This is a genomic window from Brachyspira innocens ATCC 29796 (assembly GCF_000384655.1).
In the GTDB taxonomy this organism is placed as follows: domain Bacteria; phylum Spirochaetota; class Brachyspiria; order Brachyspirales; family Brachyspiraceae; genus Brachyspira; species Brachyspira innocens.
Genome location: NZ_ARQI01000112.1, coordinates 1 through 21,307, shown reverse-complemented (window position 1 = coordinate 21,307; position 21,307 = coordinate 1). Strand labels below are relative to the sequence as shown.

At 28.7% G+C, this 21,307-nt stretch carries 17 protein-coding genes and 1 riboswitch; of the genes, 8 read left to right on the top strand and 9 right to left on the bottom strand.

What is annotated here, in order from left to right:
- Positions 1 to 36: 36 nt before the first annotated feature.
- Positions 37 to 798: a glucosamine-6-phosphate deaminase gene (locus F811_RS0108035; RefSeq protein WP_020004737.1), complete on the bottom strand. Its 762-nt coding sequence runs from the start codon at positions 796 to 798 to the stop codon at positions 37 to 39.
- Between the two features lie 179 nt (positions 799 to 977).
- On the opposite strand from F811_RS0108035, the gene F811_RS0108030 reads away from it, so the two are divergent.
- On the top strand, positions 978 to 1,637 hold the full coding sequence (locus F811_RS0108030; protein ID WP_020004736.1) for an HAD family hydrolase: 660 nt from the start codon (positions 978 to 980) through the stop codon (positions 1,635 to 1,637).
- Between the two features lie 86 nt (positions 1,638 to 1,723).
- On the opposite strand, the gene F811_RS0108025 is transcribed toward F811_RS0108030, so the two are convergent.
- Positions 1,724 to 3,124, bottom strand: coding sequence for a serine hydroxymethyltransferase (locus F811_RS0108025; RefSeq protein ID WP_020004735.1), 1,401 nt, complete (start codon positions 3,122 to 3,124; stop codon positions 1,724 to 1,726).
- A gap of 257 nt (positions 3,125 to 3,381) precedes the next feature.
- Between F811_RS0108025 and F811_RS0108020 the strand changes: the two genes are divergently transcribed.
- The 6 genes from F811_RS0108020 (at position 3,382) to F811_RS0107995 (ending at position 8,771) form a co-directional block, all read left to right on the top strand.
- Positions 3,382 to 4,062, top strand: coding sequence for a hypothetical protein (locus F811_RS0108020; protein ID WP_020004734.1), 681 nt, complete (start codon positions 3,382 to 3,384; stop codon positions 4,060 to 4,062).
- Between the two features lie 110 nt (positions 4,063 to 4,172).
- Positions 4,173 to 5,480, top strand: a complete 1,308-nt coding sequence (locus F811_RS0108015; protein WP_020004733.1) for a hypothetical protein — start codon at positions 4,173 to 4,175, stop codon at positions 5,478 to 5,480.
- 96 nt (positions 5,481 to 5,576) lie between these two features.
- Complete coding sequence (locus F811_RS0108010; RefSeq protein ID WP_020004732.1) at positions 5,577 to 6,008, top strand: nitrous oxide-stimulated promoter family protein; 432 nt, start codon at positions 5,577 to 5,579, stop codon at positions 6,006 to 6,008.
- The gene (locus tag F811_RS0108005) at positions 6,005 to 6,412 is read left to right on the top strand and encodes a YbaN family protein (RefSeq protein WP_020004731.1); all 408 of its coding nucleotides are present in this window, start codon (positions 6,005 to 6,007) and stop codon (positions 6,410 to 6,412) included. Before F811_RS0108010 ends, F811_RS0108005 begins: the two co-directional genes overlap by 4 nt.
- Positions 6,413 to 6,476: 64 nt before the next feature.
- Complete coding sequence (locus tag F811_RS0108000; protein ID WP_020004730.1) at positions 6,477 to 7,100, top strand: hypothetical protein; 624 nt, start codon at positions 6,477 to 6,479, stop codon at positions 7,098 to 7,100.
- A 173-nt stretch (positions 7,101 to 7,273) separates the two neighbouring features.
- Positions 7,274 to 7,369, top strand: a riboswitch (purine riboswitch).
- Between the two features lie 22 nt (positions 7,370 to 7,391).
- Positions 7,392 to 8,771 (top strand): 8-oxoguanine deaminase, encoded by a 1,380-nt coding sequence (locus F811_RS0107995; RefSeq protein ID WP_020004729.1) that lies wholly within the window; start codon positions 7,392 to 7,394, stop codon positions 8,769 to 8,771.
- 444 nt (positions 8,772 to 9,215) lie between these two features.
- Here the strand turns inward: F811_RS0107995 and F811_RS0107990 are convergent, their stop codons facing one another.
- From F811_RS0107990 to F811_RS0107960, 7 genes are all read right to left on the bottom strand, one after another.
- Positions 9,216 to 10,874, bottom strand: coding sequence for an amino acid ABC transporter ATP-binding/permease protein (locus F811_RS0107990; protein WP_020004728.1), 1,659 nt, complete (start codon positions 10,872 to 10,874; stop codon positions 9,216 to 9,218).
- Positions 10,875 to 11,188: 314 nt separating this feature from the next.
- Complete coding sequence (locus F811_RS0107985; protein ID WP_020004727.1) at positions 11,189 to 12,937, bottom strand: ABC transporter ATP-binding protein/permease; 1,749 nt, start codon at positions 12,935 to 12,937, stop codon at positions 11,189 to 11,191.
- Between the two features lie 37 nt (positions 12,938 to 12,974).
- A complete protein-coding gene (locus F811_RS0107980) occupies positions 12,975 to 13,532 on the bottom strand; it encodes a TetR/AcrR family transcriptional regulator (protein ID WP_020004726.1) in 558 nt (185 codons plus the stop codon).
- A 234-nt stretch (positions 13,533 to 13,766) separates the two neighbouring features.
- Positions 13,767 to 14,969 carry an ABC transporter substrate-binding protein gene (locus tag F811_RS0107975; RefSeq protein ID WP_020004725.1) on the bottom strand — a complete coding sequence of 401 codons (1,203 nt, stop codon included), beginning with the start codon at positions 14,967 to 14,969 and terminating at the stop codon, positions 13,767 to 13,769.
- A 56-nt stretch (positions 14,970 to 15,025) separates the two neighbouring features.
- On the bottom strand, positions 15,026 to 15,832 hold the full coding sequence (locus tag F811_RS0107970) for an ABC transporter permease (RefSeq protein WP_020004724.1): 807 nt from the start codon (positions 15,830 to 15,832) through the stop codon (positions 15,026 to 15,028).
- A gap of 12 nt (positions 15,833 to 15,844) precedes the next feature.
- A complete protein-coding gene (locus tag F811_RS0107965) occupies positions 15,845 to 16,654 on the bottom strand; it encodes an ABC transporter permease (protein ID WP_020004723.1) in 810 nt (269 codons plus the stop codon).
- Positions 16,651 to 17,709, bottom strand: coding sequence for an ABC transporter ATP-binding protein (locus F811_RS0107960; RefSeq protein ID WP_020004722.1), 1,059 nt, complete (start codon positions 17,707 to 17,709; stop codon positions 16,651 to 16,653). Before F811_RS0107960 ends, F811_RS0107965 begins: the two co-directional genes overlap by 4 nt.
- A gap of 849 nt (positions 17,710 to 18,558) precedes the next feature.
- Here F811_RS0107960 and leuS point away from each other — a divergent pair.
- Positions 18,559 to 21,120, top strand: a complete 2,562-nt coding sequence (gene leuS / locus F811_RS0107955) for a leucine--tRNA ligase (RefSeq protein ID WP_020004721.1) — start codon at positions 18,559 to 18,561, stop codon at positions 21,118 to 21,120.
- Positions 21,121 to 21,307 lie beyond the last annotated feature (187 nt).

Here is a 21,307-nt window from a genome sequence, read left to right as displayed (position 1 = left end):
ATAAGCTGCCCTAAATTACAAGCATTATTTTTTTAATTATTTCTTATTAGCTTTTTTCTCTTTAAGTTCTGGTATAGCATCATATAACTCCTGATCTATAACAACAACTACATCATTATGAAGTTTTAAGAATGTAACAGGACATTTAGTAGTAATTTTATCATTAGTTAAAAGCTCTTTCATAGCAGCGGCTTTTCCTTTACCGATAGCCGCTATAACTATTTTTTTAGCTTTTAATATTCCGCCCATACCCATACTGAATGCTTCTCTAGGAACATCTTTTTCTGAGGCAAAGAATCTTGAATTGGCTTTAATAGTTTTTTCATTAAGTTTAACACACAAAGCATTTGCATGCAAAACTTCATCAGGCTCATTAAATGCTATATGACCATTAGGACCTACTCCTAATAATTGTATATCTCTAGGGAGTTTTTCTATTTTTTTATTGAAATCATCTAGTATTTTTTCTTTTTCACCTATACCGCTTGGAACAAAAGTATTTTTCTTATCGATATTTACATGGTCAAATAAATTTTTATTCATAAAATATCTGTAGCTTTGTTCATTTTTTGGGTCTAATCCTTTATACTCATCTAAGTTAACAGATTTAACATTTTTAAAATCTATTTCTTTTTTTTCATACGCCTTTATTAAGTGCGGATATACAGCCTCAGCAGTACCTCCTGTGGCAAGACCCAAAACTGCATCTTTTTTCACCTTTAACAAATTAATAATCTCTAAAGCTGTTTTTTTTCCTACTCCATTAGCATCTTTTGCAATAATTAATTTTAAACCCATAGTAAAATACTCCTTTAAAAATTGGATTATCATATTTTTCATAAAATAGCCTGTAAAAAAATTATAACACATATGTAATTTATTATCAAACAATACAAATTTTTTATTAATTTTTTCTATTGATTTTGATATAAATAAATATACAATTCTTGATAATAAAAATTGCTTAAGGAAATTCTATGAATACTATAAAAATAAGAGGAGCTATATTTGATTTTGACGGTACCTTAGTTGATAGTGAGAGCCTCTATACAAAAGCACTAATTCATACTGCATCCGAAATGAATGCACTTAAAGATTTTGATTTTAAATCATTGGCTGGATATCAAACTGATGATATATATGATTTTCTAAAAAATAATGGGTACTATGTGCCTGATAATTTTTTCAAAGAAGCAGAAATTTATTTTCACAAAATAATAGAAACAGATTTAGAAACATTTGACGGTGTTATTGAAACATTAGAAAGATTAAAAAGTATTGATATTGTTATAGCTTCAAACAGTAATATAGATTATGTAAAAAGAATGGCTGAAAAAAAATCTATAGCAAAATATATAAAAGGCTATTCATGTCATAATGAAAAACTAAGGGCAAAACCTGAAGCAGATTTATTTATTAATGCTTTTGAAATTTTAAAAAAATATAACAATAATATACAAAAAGAAAATGTAATAATATTTGAAGACAGTATTGCAGGAGTAATAGGAGCTAAAAAAACTGGCATAAAAACAGCTGCAATTACAAATACTTACAGCAAAGAAGAGTTATTAAAAAACGGAGCGGATATTGCCGTAGATAGAATAGATAAGGTACTCGAATATATAGAAATTATATAAAAATTATGTAAAAACAGTTTAATAAAAAATAAGGGAGGCTTAAAAAAAGCACTCCCTTTTATTAATAAACCTACAATATATAAAAATTACATCTCAGATATATATTTATACATTGGGAATTTTTTACATAAAGCAGCAACTTTTTTTGCAACAGCGTTTATCACTTTTTCATCATCACTATTGCTTAATACCTCATCAATATACTGAGTTAATTCCATAACATCTTTTTCTTTTAAACCTCTTGTAGTTATGGCAGGAGTACCAAGTCTTATACCGCTTGTAACCATTGGAGATTCTGTATCATAAGGTATGCCGTTTTTATTTGTAGTGATATGTGCTTTATCTAAAACTGTTTCAGCAACTTGTCCAGTTATACCTTTTGATTTTTTTACATCAACTAATATTAAATGAGTATCAGTTCCTCCAGAAACTAATTCATATCCTTTTGATAAAAACATATTAGACATAGCTTCAGCATTTTTCAAAACCTGTTCCTGATATTTAACAAATTTAGGATCTAATGCCTCTTTAAAACACACAGCTTTAGCAGCTATAACATGCATTAAAGGTCCGCCTTGTATACCAGGGAATATTGTTTTATCAACTTTTTTAGCCAATTCTTCTTCAGTAGAAATTATATATCCGCCTCTAGGTCCTCTCAAAGTTTTATGAGTAGTACCAGTAACAAAATGTGCATATTCAACAGGATTTGGGTGAAGTCCAGCAGCAACCAATCCAGAAATATGTGCCATGTCTACCATTAACATAGCCCCAACTTCATCAGCTATCTCTCTGAACTTTTTGAAATCAATTACTCTAGGATAAGCACTTCCGCCTGCTACTATTAATTTAGGATTAACTCTTTTGGCTATATCTCTTACTTCATCATAGTCAATTTGCATAGTATCTTTTCTTACATTGTAATGTTCAAACTTATATATCTTACCAGAAAAGTTTACATTTTTTCCATGAGTCAAATGTCCGCCTGCATCAAGAGATAAACCTAAACAAGTATCTCCCGGCTGAAGTATAGCCATATAAACTCCCATATTAGCCTGAGAGCCAGAATGAGGCTGCACATTTATAAATGGTGCTTTAAATAGCTTTTTTGCTCTTTCTCTAGCTAAGTTTTCAACAATATCAACTTCACTGCATCCGCCGTAATATCTTTTTGACGGATAGCCTTCAGCATATTTATTTGTGAATATTGAGCCCTGAGCTTCCATAACAGCACGTGAAACTATATTTTCACTAGCTATTAACTCAAAACCATTAACTTCCCTTTTATACTCATTTTTCATCGCAGCAAATATCTCTCTATCAGCTGTTTTTAATGGAACTTCTGATACATAATATTTTGGAGCAGATACTTTTTTCTCTGCTGTTTTTACTGCTTTTTTACTCGCTGCAGTTTTCTTTACTGCTGCAGTTTTCTTACTAGATTTTGACGAAGCTTTTTCTGCTGACTTTTTTTTAGATACAGCCATGTTTCCTCCAATGAATTTTTATTTACAGTAATGATATACTAATATAGTTTTTTTTTCAATTATTATACATATCATATGTATATTTTTTTTTACTTTTTATTATTTTTTTGACGAACTTAATTTTAATATTTAAACACAATTAATATTTAAAAAAATTAATGAAATTATATTTTGATGTATTGATTTTTTTCTTTTAAATGTTAGAATATACTAACAAATTAAATGATTATACTAACAATTCTAAATAGGATTTTTTAATGAAAATAAAAACTATAATATATTTAATCATAATAACTGCTATAACAAATAAAGCATATTCATATAATTCAAAAGAAATTAATAATTTTTATAATGATTATTACTCTTCAGATTATGATATAAAAGTGGTAGAAAATAATAATTCAAAAACATTTCAAAATGTATACGCTCTTGTAAAATCAAAAACAATAGAAGATGAAGAAGAAAAATATAATTACTTAAAAGAAATAATTGAAACAAATACAGATTATATAAAGTCAGATGATATTGATTATTTAATAAGCGTATCAGAACTTATGAATTATATAGTTTATTACTGCAAAGTACCAGAAAAAATTTCTTTTGGTTCAAGCAGTAAAAAAATATATAAGAAGATTTTAGATAAAGATAATTCAAATTTTTTTGCACTTCTTGGTACAGCTGTAGGATATATGCATGCTCCAGCCATAGCAGGCGGAAGTAATAAAAAGGCTTTTGAATATTTTAATAAGGCATTAGATAATGCAAAAGAAAAATACCAAAAATATTTATCATATGTATGGCTTTCTCAATACTACTTCAAAGTAAAAGATGATAAAAATTATAATAAGTACATTGAAATGAGTGAACGTATATACAAAAACGGAAAATTATTAAAGGAGGCAATAGAAAGAAACAATACCAAAAACAAACCATTATAAGAGTAAAAAATAAAAACAGATTTAATAGTGATAGGGTTTTATAATAAAAAATATTGTATTAATAAAATACAGAGTTGTTAAAAATTATAAACAAAATCAAGGATAATATTATGAAACGTTTATGTTTAATTTTAACAGCTTTAATAACAAGTGTTTATAGTATATTTGGTTATACTATTTTAGAAGATTTTAATGATTTTTTAATTGATGAGAATCAGCTTACTATAAGACTTGACAGATTAGGAGTATTAGCAGGTACAGAGAATTTAAGATTTATGGTAGGTGTTGAAGGAGAAACAGCAGGAGTATTACTTGATAATTTGAATAATGGTTCAAAAGGAGGAATAAATACTTTTAAGCCCGCAGCTATAGCAGGATTTGGGTATAAAACAGAAAGTTTCGGTATAGGTTTAGGCTATCAATTCAAATATGTATCAGGTTCTTGGCAGGCACATACTCCTATAATCACTGCAGCTGCTTTAAACGATAATTTGAGAATTAATATACCTGTTACAATAGGAGTTGGAAACGGAAACGTTAATGAAGGAGACATAGCCGTTTCAACAGATATAAGAGTAGAATACTACACTGGAAATGATATTTTCAGCAGAATAAGGGTTAATCTTAAATATGGTATGTACAGATTAAAAGCCAATTCAAGCAGAAGCGGTACTTTAACAGGCGGCGGAAATTTACCTATGAATATGGGAACAGTTGGTGAAAATGGTCAATACGGATTTATAAAAGATACTATAGGACAATCCATAGGTATAGATGTCAGAGGATATTTTATAGCAGCAACTGACCCCATATTGATAGAACCTCAAATAAGAGTAGTATATCAAGGTTCAATAGCCGATTTTACTGGAACTTCATATAAAGTAACTCCTCCAAACATGGATGCTAAAGAAGGCGGAGCTAAATTCGGACTTTATAATATAGATGCTTCAAATCCTATAGGTGCTTTTGAATTGGGAAGTTCTGGTACAATACCAGCTGCTCCGTATTATGACTTTACAGCTCATAATATAATGTTTACTGGAGAAGGAGCTTCAATAAATATTGGAGGAACAGAATATTATCTTACAAAACCTCAGTTTATAGGTGTGTCTATGCCTGTAGGATTTACTGCTGAAAGTGAGTTTATAAGTGTATATTTAGAACCTGCTATTTCATTTTCTATGCTTACTGGGGGAGTTAATGCTTATGCAAGCAGTTCTAAACCTGTAAGAATACCTCCATTATTCTACTCTGTTGGATATTTAGTATACGGAGAATTATATATCACTCCTAAACCTAATTTGGAATGGTATTTTGAAGCTCAGATTGGAGGAGCCACCACTGTAAATGGTATTGGGAATAGTGCAGACAGTTCGCTTGCATTTAATGGAAGTACTGGTATCACTTGGAAATTTTAATTTGCTAAATTATTGATTTATAGATCTTTGGGAAAATATATTTATTGGGTGTCTTTATAAAAAAGATGCCCAATACAAAAAATAAGGCTTATAAAAATGATAAAAGATTATTACAGTTTTTTATGTTATAGCGATGAAGAATACAAAATATACAAAAAAAGAGAAAACGAGAAAAAAACTATACTTTGTATGATAGAAATTTACTGCAGAAATAATCATAAACAATACCATAAATCTTATAATAAAACTTTCGGCAGTAAAAATATTTGCAAGGAATGTGAAAACATATATAATTACGCCAGCATAAGAACTGATAAATGCAGATTTATGGAGACAAAAACTTTCTGCAGTGCTTGTAAATCTCAGTGCTATAATAAATATATGAAAGAAAAAGTAAAAAATATAATGCGTTTCTCTGGTAAGAGAATGATTTTTTATAATCCTATAATAGCATTAAAACATGTTATTGTTATGATAAAGCATAATTTTAATAAAAATAAGAAAATTAATTTTAAAGGTATAATATGAGAGTATTATTTATAATTTTAGGTTTTATTTTTGTAGGTATTGGTGTTGTGGGAATAGTTGTTCCTATTTTACCTACTACGCCTTTTCTTTTGCTTGCCTCTTTCTTTTTTGCAAAAGGTTCTAAAAAGTTTCATAATTGGTTTGTGTCTACAAAACTATATAAAAAACATTTAGAGAGTTTTGTAAAATCAAGGGCTATGACTTTAAAATCTAAACTTACAATACTTTTGCCAGTAAGTACAATGCTTATAATAACATTTATTTTTGTAAACAATATTTATGCTAGAATAACACTTGTAATACTTTTTATTTCAAAATATTTATACTTCTTTACTCAGATAAAAACTATAAAAGAAGATAAAATAAATAAAAATACATTAGATAATTTAGATAATATAGAATAATTTTTTAATCTCAAATAAATAACATTCTTAAAAATAGTAGTTATATTTTATTAAAGGAAAGTCAATGAAAATATTAAAATATATTTTTATAATAAATATTATACTTTTATCTTCATTCGCTATACTTAAAGCAGAAGAAAATGAAGAAGAAAATAATAATGAAGAAAAAAAAGGATTTCAGTCTGTGTTGGATAACAGATTTTTCTCTATAGGATTATTTAGCAGTGCAGATTCTATAAAGACAACTGTTAATATAGAGTTTGGATTTAAGATAATGAAATATAATAATTTTCAAATAAAAAGCTACACGGCTGTAACAGGCTCTAAAATATATGATGACAGTCCTCACATGTATGAATTAGGACTTATGCAGAAATTTACATTTGGGAATGATGATGAGTATGTAGGAAAAGTAACTATAGCAAGATATGGTTTTGCTTTTGCAAGTTTCGGATTTTTATCTTTTGATGCTGACAGAAGCGGGAAGTTTTTATTTGCCAAACCGTACTATTGGGAGGTAGGAGGAGGGGCTGGATTTAATATAAATGTAAGCAAACATGTTGGTATAGTTTTAGAGTTCGGAGGAGGTCTTCATATGGTGCATAATGGAAAGGAGCTAGGATATCCTGAAAAAATAAATAAGGCTGGTTTTGGAAGAATAAGTGTGGGCGGAAGATATTATTTTTAAAAATATTATTTTTAATGAAGTATTAATACAAATTATATAAAAATGTTTTATTTCTCCTATAATTAATTAATTTAATCATTGCTTATTTAAAATTATAAATAGGCAATGATTTTTTATTATATAAATAATATCTTCTATATAAATTGACATAAAATTAAAATACTTTATAATTTCTTTTAGGCGATTTATTTACTTATATAAGTTCATAATAGGCTGAACGTTTCTACCAATTACCTCAATAATTGACTATAAGTTTTTTGCCTTATTTTTTAGTTAACGGAGGTATAATATATGTCTAGTATTTTTATCAAAAACGCTTCTTCTATAGTTACCTGTTCAGAAAATGATACTGTTTATAACTCAGCTAATATACTAATAGAAAACGGAGTTATAACATATATAGGAGAAATGGGAGAAAAGGAAATATTAATAAAAGAAAAAAATGCTGACATGGTAATTGATGCTTCAGGCTATTTTGTATATCCGGGGCTTATTAATACTCATCATCATTTATTTCAAATATTCAGCAGAAATTTACCTCAGGTTCAGAATATGGAATTATTTGAATGGCTTACCAATCTGTATGAAATTTGGAAAAATTTAAATAGTGAAGTAGTATATTACAGTTCTATTACTGCTATGGGAGAGCTTTTAAAAACAGGATGCACAACTTGTTTTGACCATCATTACTTATTTCCAAATAATAATGCTGAAGGAATAATAGATTCTCAGTTTAGAGCAGCTAAAGATTTGGGTATAAGAATGTATTCTTCAAGAGGAAGTATGGATTTGAGTAAAAAAGACGGCGGGCTTCCGCCAGACTCTGTAGTACAGCCATTAGATGTAATTTTAAAAGACTGCCAAAGAGTAGTTGAAAAGTATCATGACAATTCAAAATACTCTATGAATATGGTAGCATTAGCTCCTTGTGCACCTTTTAATGTAAGCGAAGAATTATTAAAACAATCTGCAATTCTAGCAAGAGATTTGAAAGTAAGGCTCCATACTCATTTATGCGAAACTAAAGATGAAGAAGTGTATGTAAAAGAAAAATTTAATATGCGTCCTTTGGAATATATGGAATCTCTAGGCTGGGTGGGTAATGATGTTTGGTATGCACATGGTATTCATTTTAATGAAAAGGAATTAAAATTTTTAGCTGATACAAAAACTGGAGTAGCACATTGCCCTATATCCAACATGAAATTAAGTTCTGGAGTATGCAATATACCAGAGATGTTAAAACTAGGTGTGCCTGTAGGTTTGGCTGTTGATGGTAGTGCAAGTAATGACGGATCTAATATGTTAGAAGAGATGAGAGTATGCTATCTTCTTCACAGACTTAACTCAAGTAATAATGCTCCTAGTGCTTATGATATATTAAAAATGGCAACAAAAGGAGGGGCAGAAGTTTTAGGACGTGATGATATAGGAAGTTTGGAAGTAGGAAAAGCTGGAGATTTATTTATGATAGATATGAGGCGTTTAGAAATGGTAGGTGCTGATTTTGATCCTAAATCTATATTATGTACTATAGGTTGGAAAAATACTGTTGATTATACTATAGTCAATGGAAAAGTTGCAGCAGAAAAAGGAAAACTTACTTCTATTGATGAAGAGAAAATGTATAAACTTGCTTATGAAACAGAAAAAAAATATTTAAATATGTGATTTATTAAAATAAATAAATACTGCAGTATTTTTTATTATAATTTTTATAATATACTTGTTTCAAAACTACTTGACAACATTAAATATAAAATTATTTAATGTTTAAAATTATAAATATGATGTTTTACATGTTGTACAAACTATCATTTTAGTATATAAATATGCAGTCTTTTTGGTTCTCGCCGCAGGCGGGCTGTGCCTGTGCCACACCGAAGGTGGACAGCGTCACAAAAGAACTGTGGTGCTGCATAGCACACAGAGTGGTGGGCAAAGCCCTGCAAATATCAAAATTTAAAAAATTAATTTTTGACAAATTATAATTGTTTAGGTATATACTAAAATAATAAATTATAAAACATTGTATTTTATAATTTAAGATTAAATAATTTTAAAGTTAATATTTTAAAGTACTTTTGAAGCAAGTCTATTATTATCTATAATTTTTTAACTAACTCTGTCTGCCTTCATCTTATAAACTTTGTCGGCTATATTAAGCGTAGAAAGCCTATGTGAAACTAAAACAACTGTTCTGTTAACGCTGTTTTCTCTTATTGATTTTAATATAACAGCCTCATTCAAACTGTCTAAATTACTTGTAGGCTCATCAAGAAGTATAAAAGGAGCATTATGTAAAAAACTTCTGGCTATTCCTATACGCTGTTTTTCTCCGCCTGATAAAGTATCTCCAAGTTCGCCTACATTAGTATCGTATCCATTAGGCAAAGTCATAATAAAATCATGAAGCGAGGCTTTTTTGCATGCTTCTATAACATCTTCTCTTGAAGCATTTTGATTTGCTATTTTTATATTATTTTCTATTGTGTCTTTAAAAATAGAAGTCTCCTGTGTTACATAGCTTTCCATATCACGAAGCGAATTTGTATTTATTTCTTTTATATCTTTAGATGATATTTGAAGGCTTCCTTTTTTTATATCCCAAAAACGCATAAATAGTTTTAAAAGCGTAGACTTTCCGCTTCCGCTTTTTCCGCTTATACCTATTATTTTATTAGGCTCTATTTGCAAATTGTAATCATTTAATATCTCTTCGCCTTCATAGTCAAAATATATATCTTTACATTCTAATCCCTTAAACTCTAAATCTTTCTCTCCATTATAAACTTCTTCAATAATAGGTTTTTCTTTAAGCAAGTTTAATACTCTCTCACCGCTTGCCAAAGTCATAAACAAATTATTTGATAAATTACTGAGTGCTATAACAGGTCCGAATGAACTAGCCATTGCTATAGTAGGTATTATAATATCAGCAAAATTATTTTTTATGTCTTTTGAAAGTATAATGCTTACAACAAGTACAGCAAATGTAAATAATGTTACAGCAGAAGTAGTAAGAGCTGATATAAAACCTTCATAATTTTTTAGCTTTTCATTAATATGCATTAAATTATCAGTTTTTGTTTCTATATTTTTAGCTCTTTTCTCTCCATATCCAAATTGAAGAATCTCTTTTATACCCCATAAACTGTCAAGAAAATAACTGTTCAATTTACCGAAATCATCTCTATAAGCCATTCCATCATTTTTACCAAACTTTGATGAAAAATAAGGTATTATAAAACCTATAGTAATATATCCAAACAATGCTATAACTCCCAATACAATATTAAAACTTCCTATAAAAATCGTCATAATAATTGAAGTTAATACTCCTATTGCTATAGGTGAAATAGTATGTGCATAAAACACTTCAAGAAGCTCAATATCGCTTGTGATTAATGCTATTAAATTTCCTTTATCTCTTCCTTCAAGTTTAGCAGGAGATAATTTTCTTAAAGCCTTAAAAACTTTATCTCTTATTAAAGCAAGTAGTTTAAAAGCTATAAAGTGATTGCTAAGCTGTTCTATATAGTGAAGTACTCCTCTTAAAACAGCAAGCACTAAAACTATTATAAATATTGTTTTTATCGTAAATAAATTATTTAATCCTAAATATGTTAATATGGCATATCCGCCGAATATAGTTATTGATATTGCACATAAAAAACCTAAAACTCCTGTAGTTATTGCAAGTATCATAACATGTATAAGCGGAGTTATTAATCCGATTAATTCCGCCATAATTCTTATACCGCTTCTTCTCATTATGAACTCCTTTATTTATATAGTTATATAAAATTTTAAAGTTGTTTTTATTTTTATAATTACTAGACTTGTTTAAAAATTAATTTTATTTATATTTGTGGGGACTAGCCCCCACACCCCCACTTCTTTTGGTGACCCAAAGAAGCAAAAGGACTGCATTTTCTAGATTAAACATACAATTTATACAGCATGTAAAACATAAATTAGTACTATTTAGTATTATTTTTATACTTGCACTTTTTGGTTCTTTTTGCGGCGGGAAAAAGAACAATAAAAAAAATTACAAATTTAAAAATTTTTAGTATATATCTATTTTATATAGCTATTCTTAAACTATCTCCTTTTGTTATGCTCTCTAAATTAGTCTGCTCATTAAAAACTTTAGCATACTCTCCGTTTATATTCATTAACTCATTATGTGTGCCTTCTTCTTTTATAACTCCGTCTTTTAAGAAGTATATTTTATCTGAAAGCATAGAGTTATAAAGCCTATGAGATATTAATATAACAGTTTTTTCTTTGGCAATATCTCTTATTACTTTCATAATACTCTCTTCGCTTTCGACATAAACATTAGAAGTAGCCTCATCAAATATATATATGTCTCCTTTAAGAAGTATAGCCCTTGCTAATGCCAATCTCTGTTTCTGTCCTCCTGATAAATTGGAAGCCTTCTCCATTATCTTAGTATTAAGTCCTTCTTCAGACTGTAAAAAGTCATAAAGCTCAACTTTTTTTAATACCTCATTCATCTGATTTTCTGTTATATTATCTCCAGCCATTTTTAAATTATCATACACACTGCCTTCAAATAAATAACTGTTATGATCAACTACAACTATTTTTTTATATAAATCGTCTTTATCTATCGTAGAAATTTCTATATCTCCAATTTTAATAGATCCTTTATAATTTTCATTTCTTAATGATATAAGCCCAGCAATAGTGCTTTTTCCAGAGCCTGAAACACCTACTATAGAAACAAATGATTTTTCCTTTATAGTCATATTAATATCTTTTAATATAGTTTTATCTTCATTGTATGCAAAACTAACATCTTTAAAAGTAATCTCTTCATTATTTTTATTTATTTTATTTACTCTTTTATCATCATCTTTCATATCAAGTATTTCAAACATCTTATCGCTTGCAGATATACCATTCATAGCAATGTGAAAGAATGAACCCAAAAGTCTTAATGGAATAAAAAACTCAGCAGAAAGCATTATTATAGTAAATGTGCCAGCAATATTAATATTTCCTTTCATATATTCAAGCACAGAAATTATAACTCCCAAAGCAGCACCGCCGTATGCTATTATATCCATTATAGTTGTAGAATTAAGCTGCATAAATAAAAGATTCATAGTAGCAATTCTAAACTTTTCAGCTTCTATATTCATCTCTTCATTCTTTTTTTCATCAGCTTTATATATTTTTAAAGTGGTAAGACCTTGTACATCTTCTAAAAATATCTCTCCCAAATCGCTGTAGCTTCCCCAATATTTTTTTAATATTCTTTTAGCAATTTTCACTATAGCAATAATTGATATAGGTATTAGAGGAACACATATTAAAAGTATAACAGCCGATTTTATACTTATAGTAGAAAGCACAGCAAAAAGCACTATAGGAGCTATCATACTATAAAAAAATTGAGGCAAGTATCTGCCGAAATAAGTTTCTAACTGATCAACTCCCTCCATAGAAATTTGCACTATTTCGCTTGTAGAAAATTTTTCTTTATATCTGCTTCCAAGTGTGAGCAGTTTTGAATATATTTTCTCTCTTAAAGTCTGCTTCACTCTGCCAGAAGCATAGTATGACATTTTTGACATTAAAACAGTAAATCTGAATCTTAATACTATTATTACAAAAATAGCAACGCATAACTTTATAATATCTTCTTTTGTTATATTTCCATTAGAAGCCTTTTGTATAATATCAGCCATAAAAAATACGGCTGTTATATTAAGTGCCAGATTAACAAGCTGTATTATAACATGCCAAGCTATATATTTTTTGGCATATCCCATCAAAGCAATAAGCCTTTTATTAATCATAAACTTTTCCTTTATTTATTTAATTTTATCAAATATATTAATAAATAGTTCTTTTAATAATCTCTTTTATAGAAGAACTATCATAATTTCCTTTCATCATAGAATCCATTATAAATGAAAATATTATATCTATAAATTTATCTGCATTAAGATTATCATTAAAAGCATCTTTTCTTATATTTTTATCATTAATAAGAGTTTTGTGCATACTATCTTTAATATGTTTTATCATATTCATCATTATATCTATACTTTTATCCTTATTTTTTCCAAATATTATAGTAGAATGCAAAGCAAAAAAATGAGGGTATTTTTTATCCCCTTTTTCTAAAATTTTAAAAATAGAATCTATACTGTTAATAAAACTTTCAGACTCCAAAGAAATATCCGAAGAATGAAATATATCAGCCCACACACTTACAATAACAGCAATAGTTAATTCCTCTTTTGACTTAAAATAATTATAAATAGAGCCTACAGCAATATTAGCCTCATCAGCAACAGAACGCATGTTAATAGAATTTAGTCCTTTTTTTCTTATCAATTCTCTGCTTGCTTTTAGTATATCTTCTTTTGAAGTTACAATATTATTCATTATACCCCCAAACAAATCAAAGTGAACAATGTTCATTTTGATTCAAAAATAAAAGCCCAATAAAAATTAGACTTTTATAACCTTCATTTATTTTAAACTTGACTATATTTTAATTAATTATTATTTTTTGTCAACATAAAAAGAAAATTAATTTTGTTTTTTTTTATAAATAATAAAATCCAAGCACATATAAAAATATACTTGGATTTATAAAAACTATTTATTTATTAATATTTAATTTTCTCTTTTTTTCATTTTACGAAGTATTATTATAACAGCACAAAGAACTACTATAACACCCAAAGCAACAGGTATTACCCAGCCTTTATAAGCATTATCATTAGAAAGTATTTCATTCCATAAATCTTCCATTAAGATATTAGTTTCATCAGGCAATGTTATATAAACTTCGCAGTTATCTAAAGTTTCCTGATTTGGATATATTATTTTATTATTTTTAGTTTCGCTGCTCATTATAGCGATAGCTCCGTCATTAGGAGATGCATAATTAATATATTCTATATTAGCCAAAGCTATTTGAGGTTCGCAAAGGAAATTAATATACATTTCAGCCAATTCTGGAGAACCTGAATTTGAAGGTATGCATATAGAATCTACGAATAAATTAGCACCTTTTTTAGGTATAACAAAATTTAAATCATGATTGCTTGCCATCATAGAAAGAGAATCTCCTGCATAATAAACACCGAGAGCTGCCTCACCTGCTTCCATTTTATCGTATATTTCGTCCATTACATAAGACTGAACTAAAGGTTTTTGTTCTTTTAATAGTCTTGCACATTCTCTTAATTCTGTTTCATTAGTAGTATTTAAGGAATAACCTAGATAAGCCTGAGCTATTGAAAAAGCATCTCTAGGATTATAATACATAAGTATCTGACCTTTATATTTTTTATCAAAAAGTATATCCCAATCTATATCAGTTTCATTTTCAGTTACCATTTGTCTGTTATAAACTATTCCAGTTACACCCCAAGTATAGGCTAAAGAATACTCACCTGTAGGATCAAAAGGAAGTTTTTTAAATCTGTTAGCTATATTGGTATGAGCTGGTATATTATTATAATTTAATTTCTGAATCAATTTTTCATTGATAAGTCTTTCTATCATATAGTCTGAAGGTATAATAACATCATACTGAATACCGCCTACTTTTAATTTTACATACATCTCTTCATTAGAGGCAAAAGTTGAATAGTTAACTTTTATTCCAGTAAGCTCCTCAAAAGTTTTATTTACATCAAGAGATCCGTCAGAACCATCGGATATATACTCGCCCCAGTTATAAACATTAACAGATAGATTTTGTCCTTTAAACTTATGATAATAATTAGTATCAAAGACGCTAAGGTCAACAGTTTGAGCACTTGCTGATAAGGCAATTAACATTAAAACAGCAAAAACTTTTTTTTTCATTTTTATTTTCTCCTTCAAAATATAATTTTTATTATCTTTTTTATTTATTTCTTCTATTATTTATTTCTTTTTCTTTTTAGCTGAATTAAATATTTTTCTTTTTTTATCTCTTTTAGATTCATTATAACCAAACTTACAAGCACAACTATAAATATAACAGTAGATATAGCATTAATCTCTGGACTTACACGTTTTCTAGTCATAGAATAAATAGTTATAGGCAAAGTCTGCGAAGTAATTCCAGAAGTAAAATAGCTTACAACAAAATCATCTAATGAATAAGTTAAAGCCATTAAAAAACCAGCAAGTATACCGGGTAGTATATCTGGTATCACTACTTTCCAAAATGCCTGAGAAGGAGTACAGCCCAAATCTAAAGCCGCCTCATACAAACTATTATCCTGCTGTCTTAATTTTGGAAGTACATTTAGTATGACATAAGGAACATTAAAAGTTATATGAGCAAGTATCAAAGTTGTAAAACCAAATTTTAACTTCATTATAACAAATAGAAGCATTAAAGATATACCAGTTACTATTTCAGGATTTATTATAGATATATAGGTAATACCCATAACAGCACTTTTCATTTTTTTATTAAAACTGTTTATTCCAATAGCTGCCATGGTACCAAGTATAGTAGCTAAAATAGAAGATACAGAAGCTACTATTAAAGTATTAACAAATGAACTTAATATCAAGTCATTAGAAAAAAGCTCTTTATACCAATTCAAAGTAAATCCAGTAAATACACCTCTTCCTCTAGCTTTATTGAATGAAAAGAAAATGAGTATTGCTATAGGAGCATATAAAAATAGAAATATAAAAGCAATATAGCCTCTTGAGAGAATTTTCTTTATCATAACAGCATATCCTTATAAAAACATACCATCGTCATCTTCATCTATCTGCTGCATAAGAGCAATAGCACATAAAGATATTACTATTAATACCAAACTTACAGCCGAACCCAAATTAGGATTATAAGACATTCCTAAAAACTGCATCTCTATCAAATCGCCTATAAGTATATTAGAGCCTCCTCCAAGCATACGTGAAATAACAAATGTACTAACAGCTGCCACAAATACCATTGTAACGCCTGCTGCCATACCAGGAATACTTAAAGGAAAAATTATTTTAGTAAATACATTAAAAGAATTGGCACCCAAATCCTGAGAAGCCTCTATCAAACTGCTATGTATCTTTGTCATCACAGAATAAAGAGGAAGTATCATAAAAGGAAGATAGTTATAAACCATACCTATTAAAACTGCTGCCTGAGTATTAATAAGTTTTACTGGAGAAAGCCCCATAAAAATCAAAGCCCTATTGATAAGTCCATTATTTTCAAGTATAGTCATCCAAGCATAAGTTCTAAGAAGAAAGTTCATCCACATAGGAAGCATTACAAGCATTATAAGTGCATGCTGAATAGTTTTCTCCTGTCTTGATATATAATATGATAGAGGATATGCAAGTATTAAGCATATTAAAGTAGAAACAGCTGCAAGTATAACAGAACGCACTATAACTGGAGTAAAAGATGCAGCACTAGCAAAATTGTCTAATGTAAAATCGCCTTTCTGATTTGTAAAAGCAAAATATATCACAAGAAAAAGAGGAACTAATACAAAAACTAATGTCCAAATTAAATAAGGTACTGCAGGTATTTTTGTTTTCATATTATTACCTCTTCAACTGTCTTTTTCATTATATGAATATTTTCTTTTGCAACATCAATTCCTATTTCAGTACCAGCCTCCCATTTTTCTGTGGAATGTATTATCCATTTATAACCATGAGCATCGAGTATCATTTCAAAATGCACACCCTTAAATATAGCAGATTCCACCAAACCAGATATATTAGCACTTTCAGGAGGTACCACTATTATATCTTCAGGTCGTATAACAACATCAACTTTTTCTAACTTTTCAAAACCCTTATCTACACAGTCAAATACATACCCAGCAAACTCTACAATATAATCATCATGCATAATACCATCTATAATATTACTCTCACCTATAAAGTCTGCTATAAATGCATTTTTAGGCTCATTATATATATCTTCTGGAGTGCCAATCTGAAGTATTTCTCCGTCTTTCATAACAGCCACTGTATCGCTCATAGTGAGAGCCTCTTCTTGGTCATGAGTTACATATACAAAAGTAATCTCTAATGACTGCTGAATCTTTTTTAACTCTATCTGCATTTCTTTTCTAAGTTTTAAATCCAATGCCCCTAAAGGTTCATCAAGAAGCAAAACTCTAGGCTTATTAATTAATGCCCTTGCAATAGCCACTCTCTGCTGCTGACCGCCCGAAAGTCTTGCTATATTTCTGTTTCCGTAATTTTCTAAGTTTACCATTTTAAGCATTTGATGAACTCTCTCTTTAATTTCTGATTTAGGAACTTTTTTAAGATTAAGTCCGAATGCTATATTTTCAAATACATTAAGATGAGGAAATAATGCATAACGCTGAAATACAGTATTAACTTCTCTTTTATATGGAGGAGTATCATTTATAACTTTGCCGTCAAAAAGAACCTCTCCAGAATCGGGCTTTATAAAACCTGCTATAGTTCTTAGTATGGTAGTTTTTCCGCAGCCTGAGGGACCTAAAAGAGTTAAAAATTCTTTATCTTTTATATCGAGACTGAGATTTTCTAAAATGGAGTTTTCATCGTATGAAACATTGATATTTTTTAAAGACACGATAATATTATCGCTCATAAAATGACCCCCTATGCGTATATTTGCAACAGCCTCCGTAAAATTTACATGTATATAACATGTCGCTTACCCGCATAGGGTTTTTTTCGTTCTAGCTATTTATTGTATAAATAAAAAATATAAACAGCCTTTCTTAGTCAACAGATACACTTACTTAAGAATATCCATTACTCAAGCTATTGCATAAATCATTTATTATTAATTAATCAATATAATACAAATATAAATAATGTCAATAGTATAAAAAATATTTTTAGTAATTTTTTAAATCTTCAATAATCATAATTTTAATTAAAATAAAAAAGAGGATTTTTACAGACCCATTATTTTTATAAAACTTTTATAGTATATACATAGACAATTATATTTTGTCAAAAATATAATTATATTTTTATATCTGGAGCTTTGCTATTACAAAGTACATAGATTGATCTGCCCAACTTCTTTTGTTACGCTTTGCACCATTGATATACCAAAAGACAAGAATGACTGAATATTTATATCTAACTTATATAATATTATCTTACAAATATAATATTATCTTACAAATTTAAAACAAAATAATATATAAAAAATCATTATAAATAAAAACAATGATATTGTTGTAATATTAACCGTATAGAAATACAAAATTACAACAACTCTTTTATTTTCATTAAAAAATATTATGACAAATATACCTCTTTTTTATGTTAAAAAATGTCCGAAAACTTATACTGCTAAATATTTAAAATAATATTATCACTTGAAAAATATAATATTTTGCAATATAATTTTTGTCATAAAAATATGTAAATAATAAATTAATTTTTTTATTGATAAATAGTATCAAACTACGGAGTGTATATTATGGAATATAATTTTACTACCATTGAAAAGAAATGGCAGAAATTCTGGAAAGATAATAATTCTTTCAAAACAGTATCTAAACCTACAGACAAAAAATATTATGTACTAGAGATGTTTCCTTATCCGTCTGGTAAAATGCATATGGGGCATGTTTCTAACTATACTATAGCTGACTCTATAGCTAGATACTATAGGCTTTTAGGATATGATATATTGCATCCAATGGGCTGGGACGCTTTTGGTATGCCTGCAGAAAATGCTGCTATAGAACATAAAACTCACCCTGCTGAATGGACTTTAAAAAATATTGCTAATATGAAAGAGCAGTTAAATTTGCTTGGATATTCTTATGACTGGGATAGAGAAGTTACTACTTGTTTACCTGATTACTATAAATGGGGACAATGGTTTATATTAAAAATGTATGAAAAAGGACTTTTATATAGAAAAGGCGGAGATGTTAACTGGTGTGACCATTGTAATACTGTACTTGCTAATGAACAGGTTACTCCAGAAGGAACTTGCTGGAGATGTGACGGAGAGGTTACTAAAAAGAAACTTGAACAATGGTATATAAAAGTTACTGATTATGCAGAACAATTAGATGCAGATTTAAAACTACTTGAAGGATATTGGCCTGATAATGTTATAGCTATGCAGAAAAACTGGATAGGAAGAAGTGTTGGTGCCTATGTTAATTTTACTTTAGATGACGGTAAAGATTTTCCTATATTCACAACTCGTCCAGACACTATTTACGGTGTTACTTATATGGCTATAGCTTGGAACTATGACGGACTTTTAGATATGTGTACAGATGAACAAAGAAGTGCTGTAGAAGAGTTCATCAAGAAATCTGCTAAAATAGATCAAAAAACTGATTATGAAAAAGAAGGCGTATTTACTGGAAGATATGTTATTAATCCTTTCAATAAAGAAAAAGCTCCTTTGTATGCTGCCAATTTCGTTTTGGCTGAATACGGAAGCGGTGCTGTAATGGCGGTTCCCGCTCATGACCAAAGGGACTTTGAATTTGCTAAAAAATATAATATCCCTGTAAAAGTAGTTATACAGAATGCTGATAATTCTTTGAAAGCTGAAAACATGACTGAAGCATATACTGAAGATGGTATTGTAGTTAATTCAGATATTTTAAACGGACTTTCTACAAGAGAGGCTATTAAAAAAGCAATTAGCTATGCATCAGAAAAAGGTTTCGGAAGCGAGAAAGTACAATACAAACTTAGAGATTGGCTTATATCAAGACAAAGATATTGGGGCAATCCTCTTCCTTTTGTACATTGTGAGAAATGCGGAATTGTACCTGTGCCTGAAAGCGAGCTTCCTATAACTCTTCCTATGGATATTGAGTTTACAGTTGGAGATAACCCGCTTAAAAAATCTGAATCATTTGTTAATACAACTTGTCCTAAATGCGGTGGCAAAGCAAAAAGAGAAACTGACACTATGGATACATTTACATGCAGTTCTTGGTATTATGCAAGATACACTGATGCTCATAATGATAAAATGCCTTTTGACCCTGCTATATCTAATGCTTGGCTTGGAGTTGACCAGTATATAGGAGGTATTGAACATGCTTGTATGCACCTTTTATATTCAAGATTCTGGTACAAGTTTATGAGAGATATTGGACTTATCAAAGGAGATGAACCTTTCAACAAACTTTTAACTCAAGGTATGGTTTTGTCAAACAGCTATGAATCAAGAGAGCTAAAAAAATTCTATACTCAGGAAGAGATGAATAATAAAGCCTACGAGAAAGACGGTATAAAAAAAGAAGATATAATAGTAAAAATGGAAAAGATGTCTAAATCAAAAGCTAATGGAGTAGACCCTGCTGAGATTATAGAGCTTTTCGGTGCTGATGCTGTTAGAATATTTGTTATGTTCGTTGCTCCTCCTGAAAAAGATAAAGAATGGTCTGATGAAGGTGTTAAAGGTTCTGCTAGATTTTTGAACAGAATTTGGAACTTATTTCTAAAATATAAAGATGAAGAAGCGTTCAAAAATAATAAATCATTTGATTATAATAACTTATCAAAAGAAGCTAAAAGTCTTTATAAAAAATATCATAAGACTATAAAAAAAGTTACAATAGATATTAAAGACAGATTCCATTTTAATACTGCAATTGCTGCTTTGATGGAGCTTTTAAATGATATGTCATCAATAAAATTAAATGGTGATGATGAATATGCTATGTTTAAAGAAGTTATAAGAGGATATTTAATACTTCTTAATCCTATAGCTCCTCATATAACAGAAGAGATTTATCAGATATTAAACTTTGGTAAGATGATACTTGAAGAAAGCTGGGTTGAACATAATGAAGAGTACTGTAAAGATGATGTATTTGAATTAGTATTTCAAGTAAATGGAAAGATAAGAGACAGAGTAGAAGCAGATGTTAATATAAGCGAAGATGATGCTAAAACTCAGGCACTATCAAGCGAAAAAGTAAAACAGTTTACAGACGGCAAAAACATTGTTAAAGTAGTTTATGTTAAAGGTAAACTTGTAAATATAGTTGTAAAATAATATATAATTAAAATAACATAAAAAGAGTATGGACTTAAAAATCTGTACTCTTTTTTATTTGGCTTTAATTACATTCCCACCCTTTATATTTTATTGTTTTATTTTCACATTTTAATTTTTATTATTTTTATAGTCTAATTACAAATTAAGGCACCCACCCAAGTGTTTATTAAATTTAAAAATATTT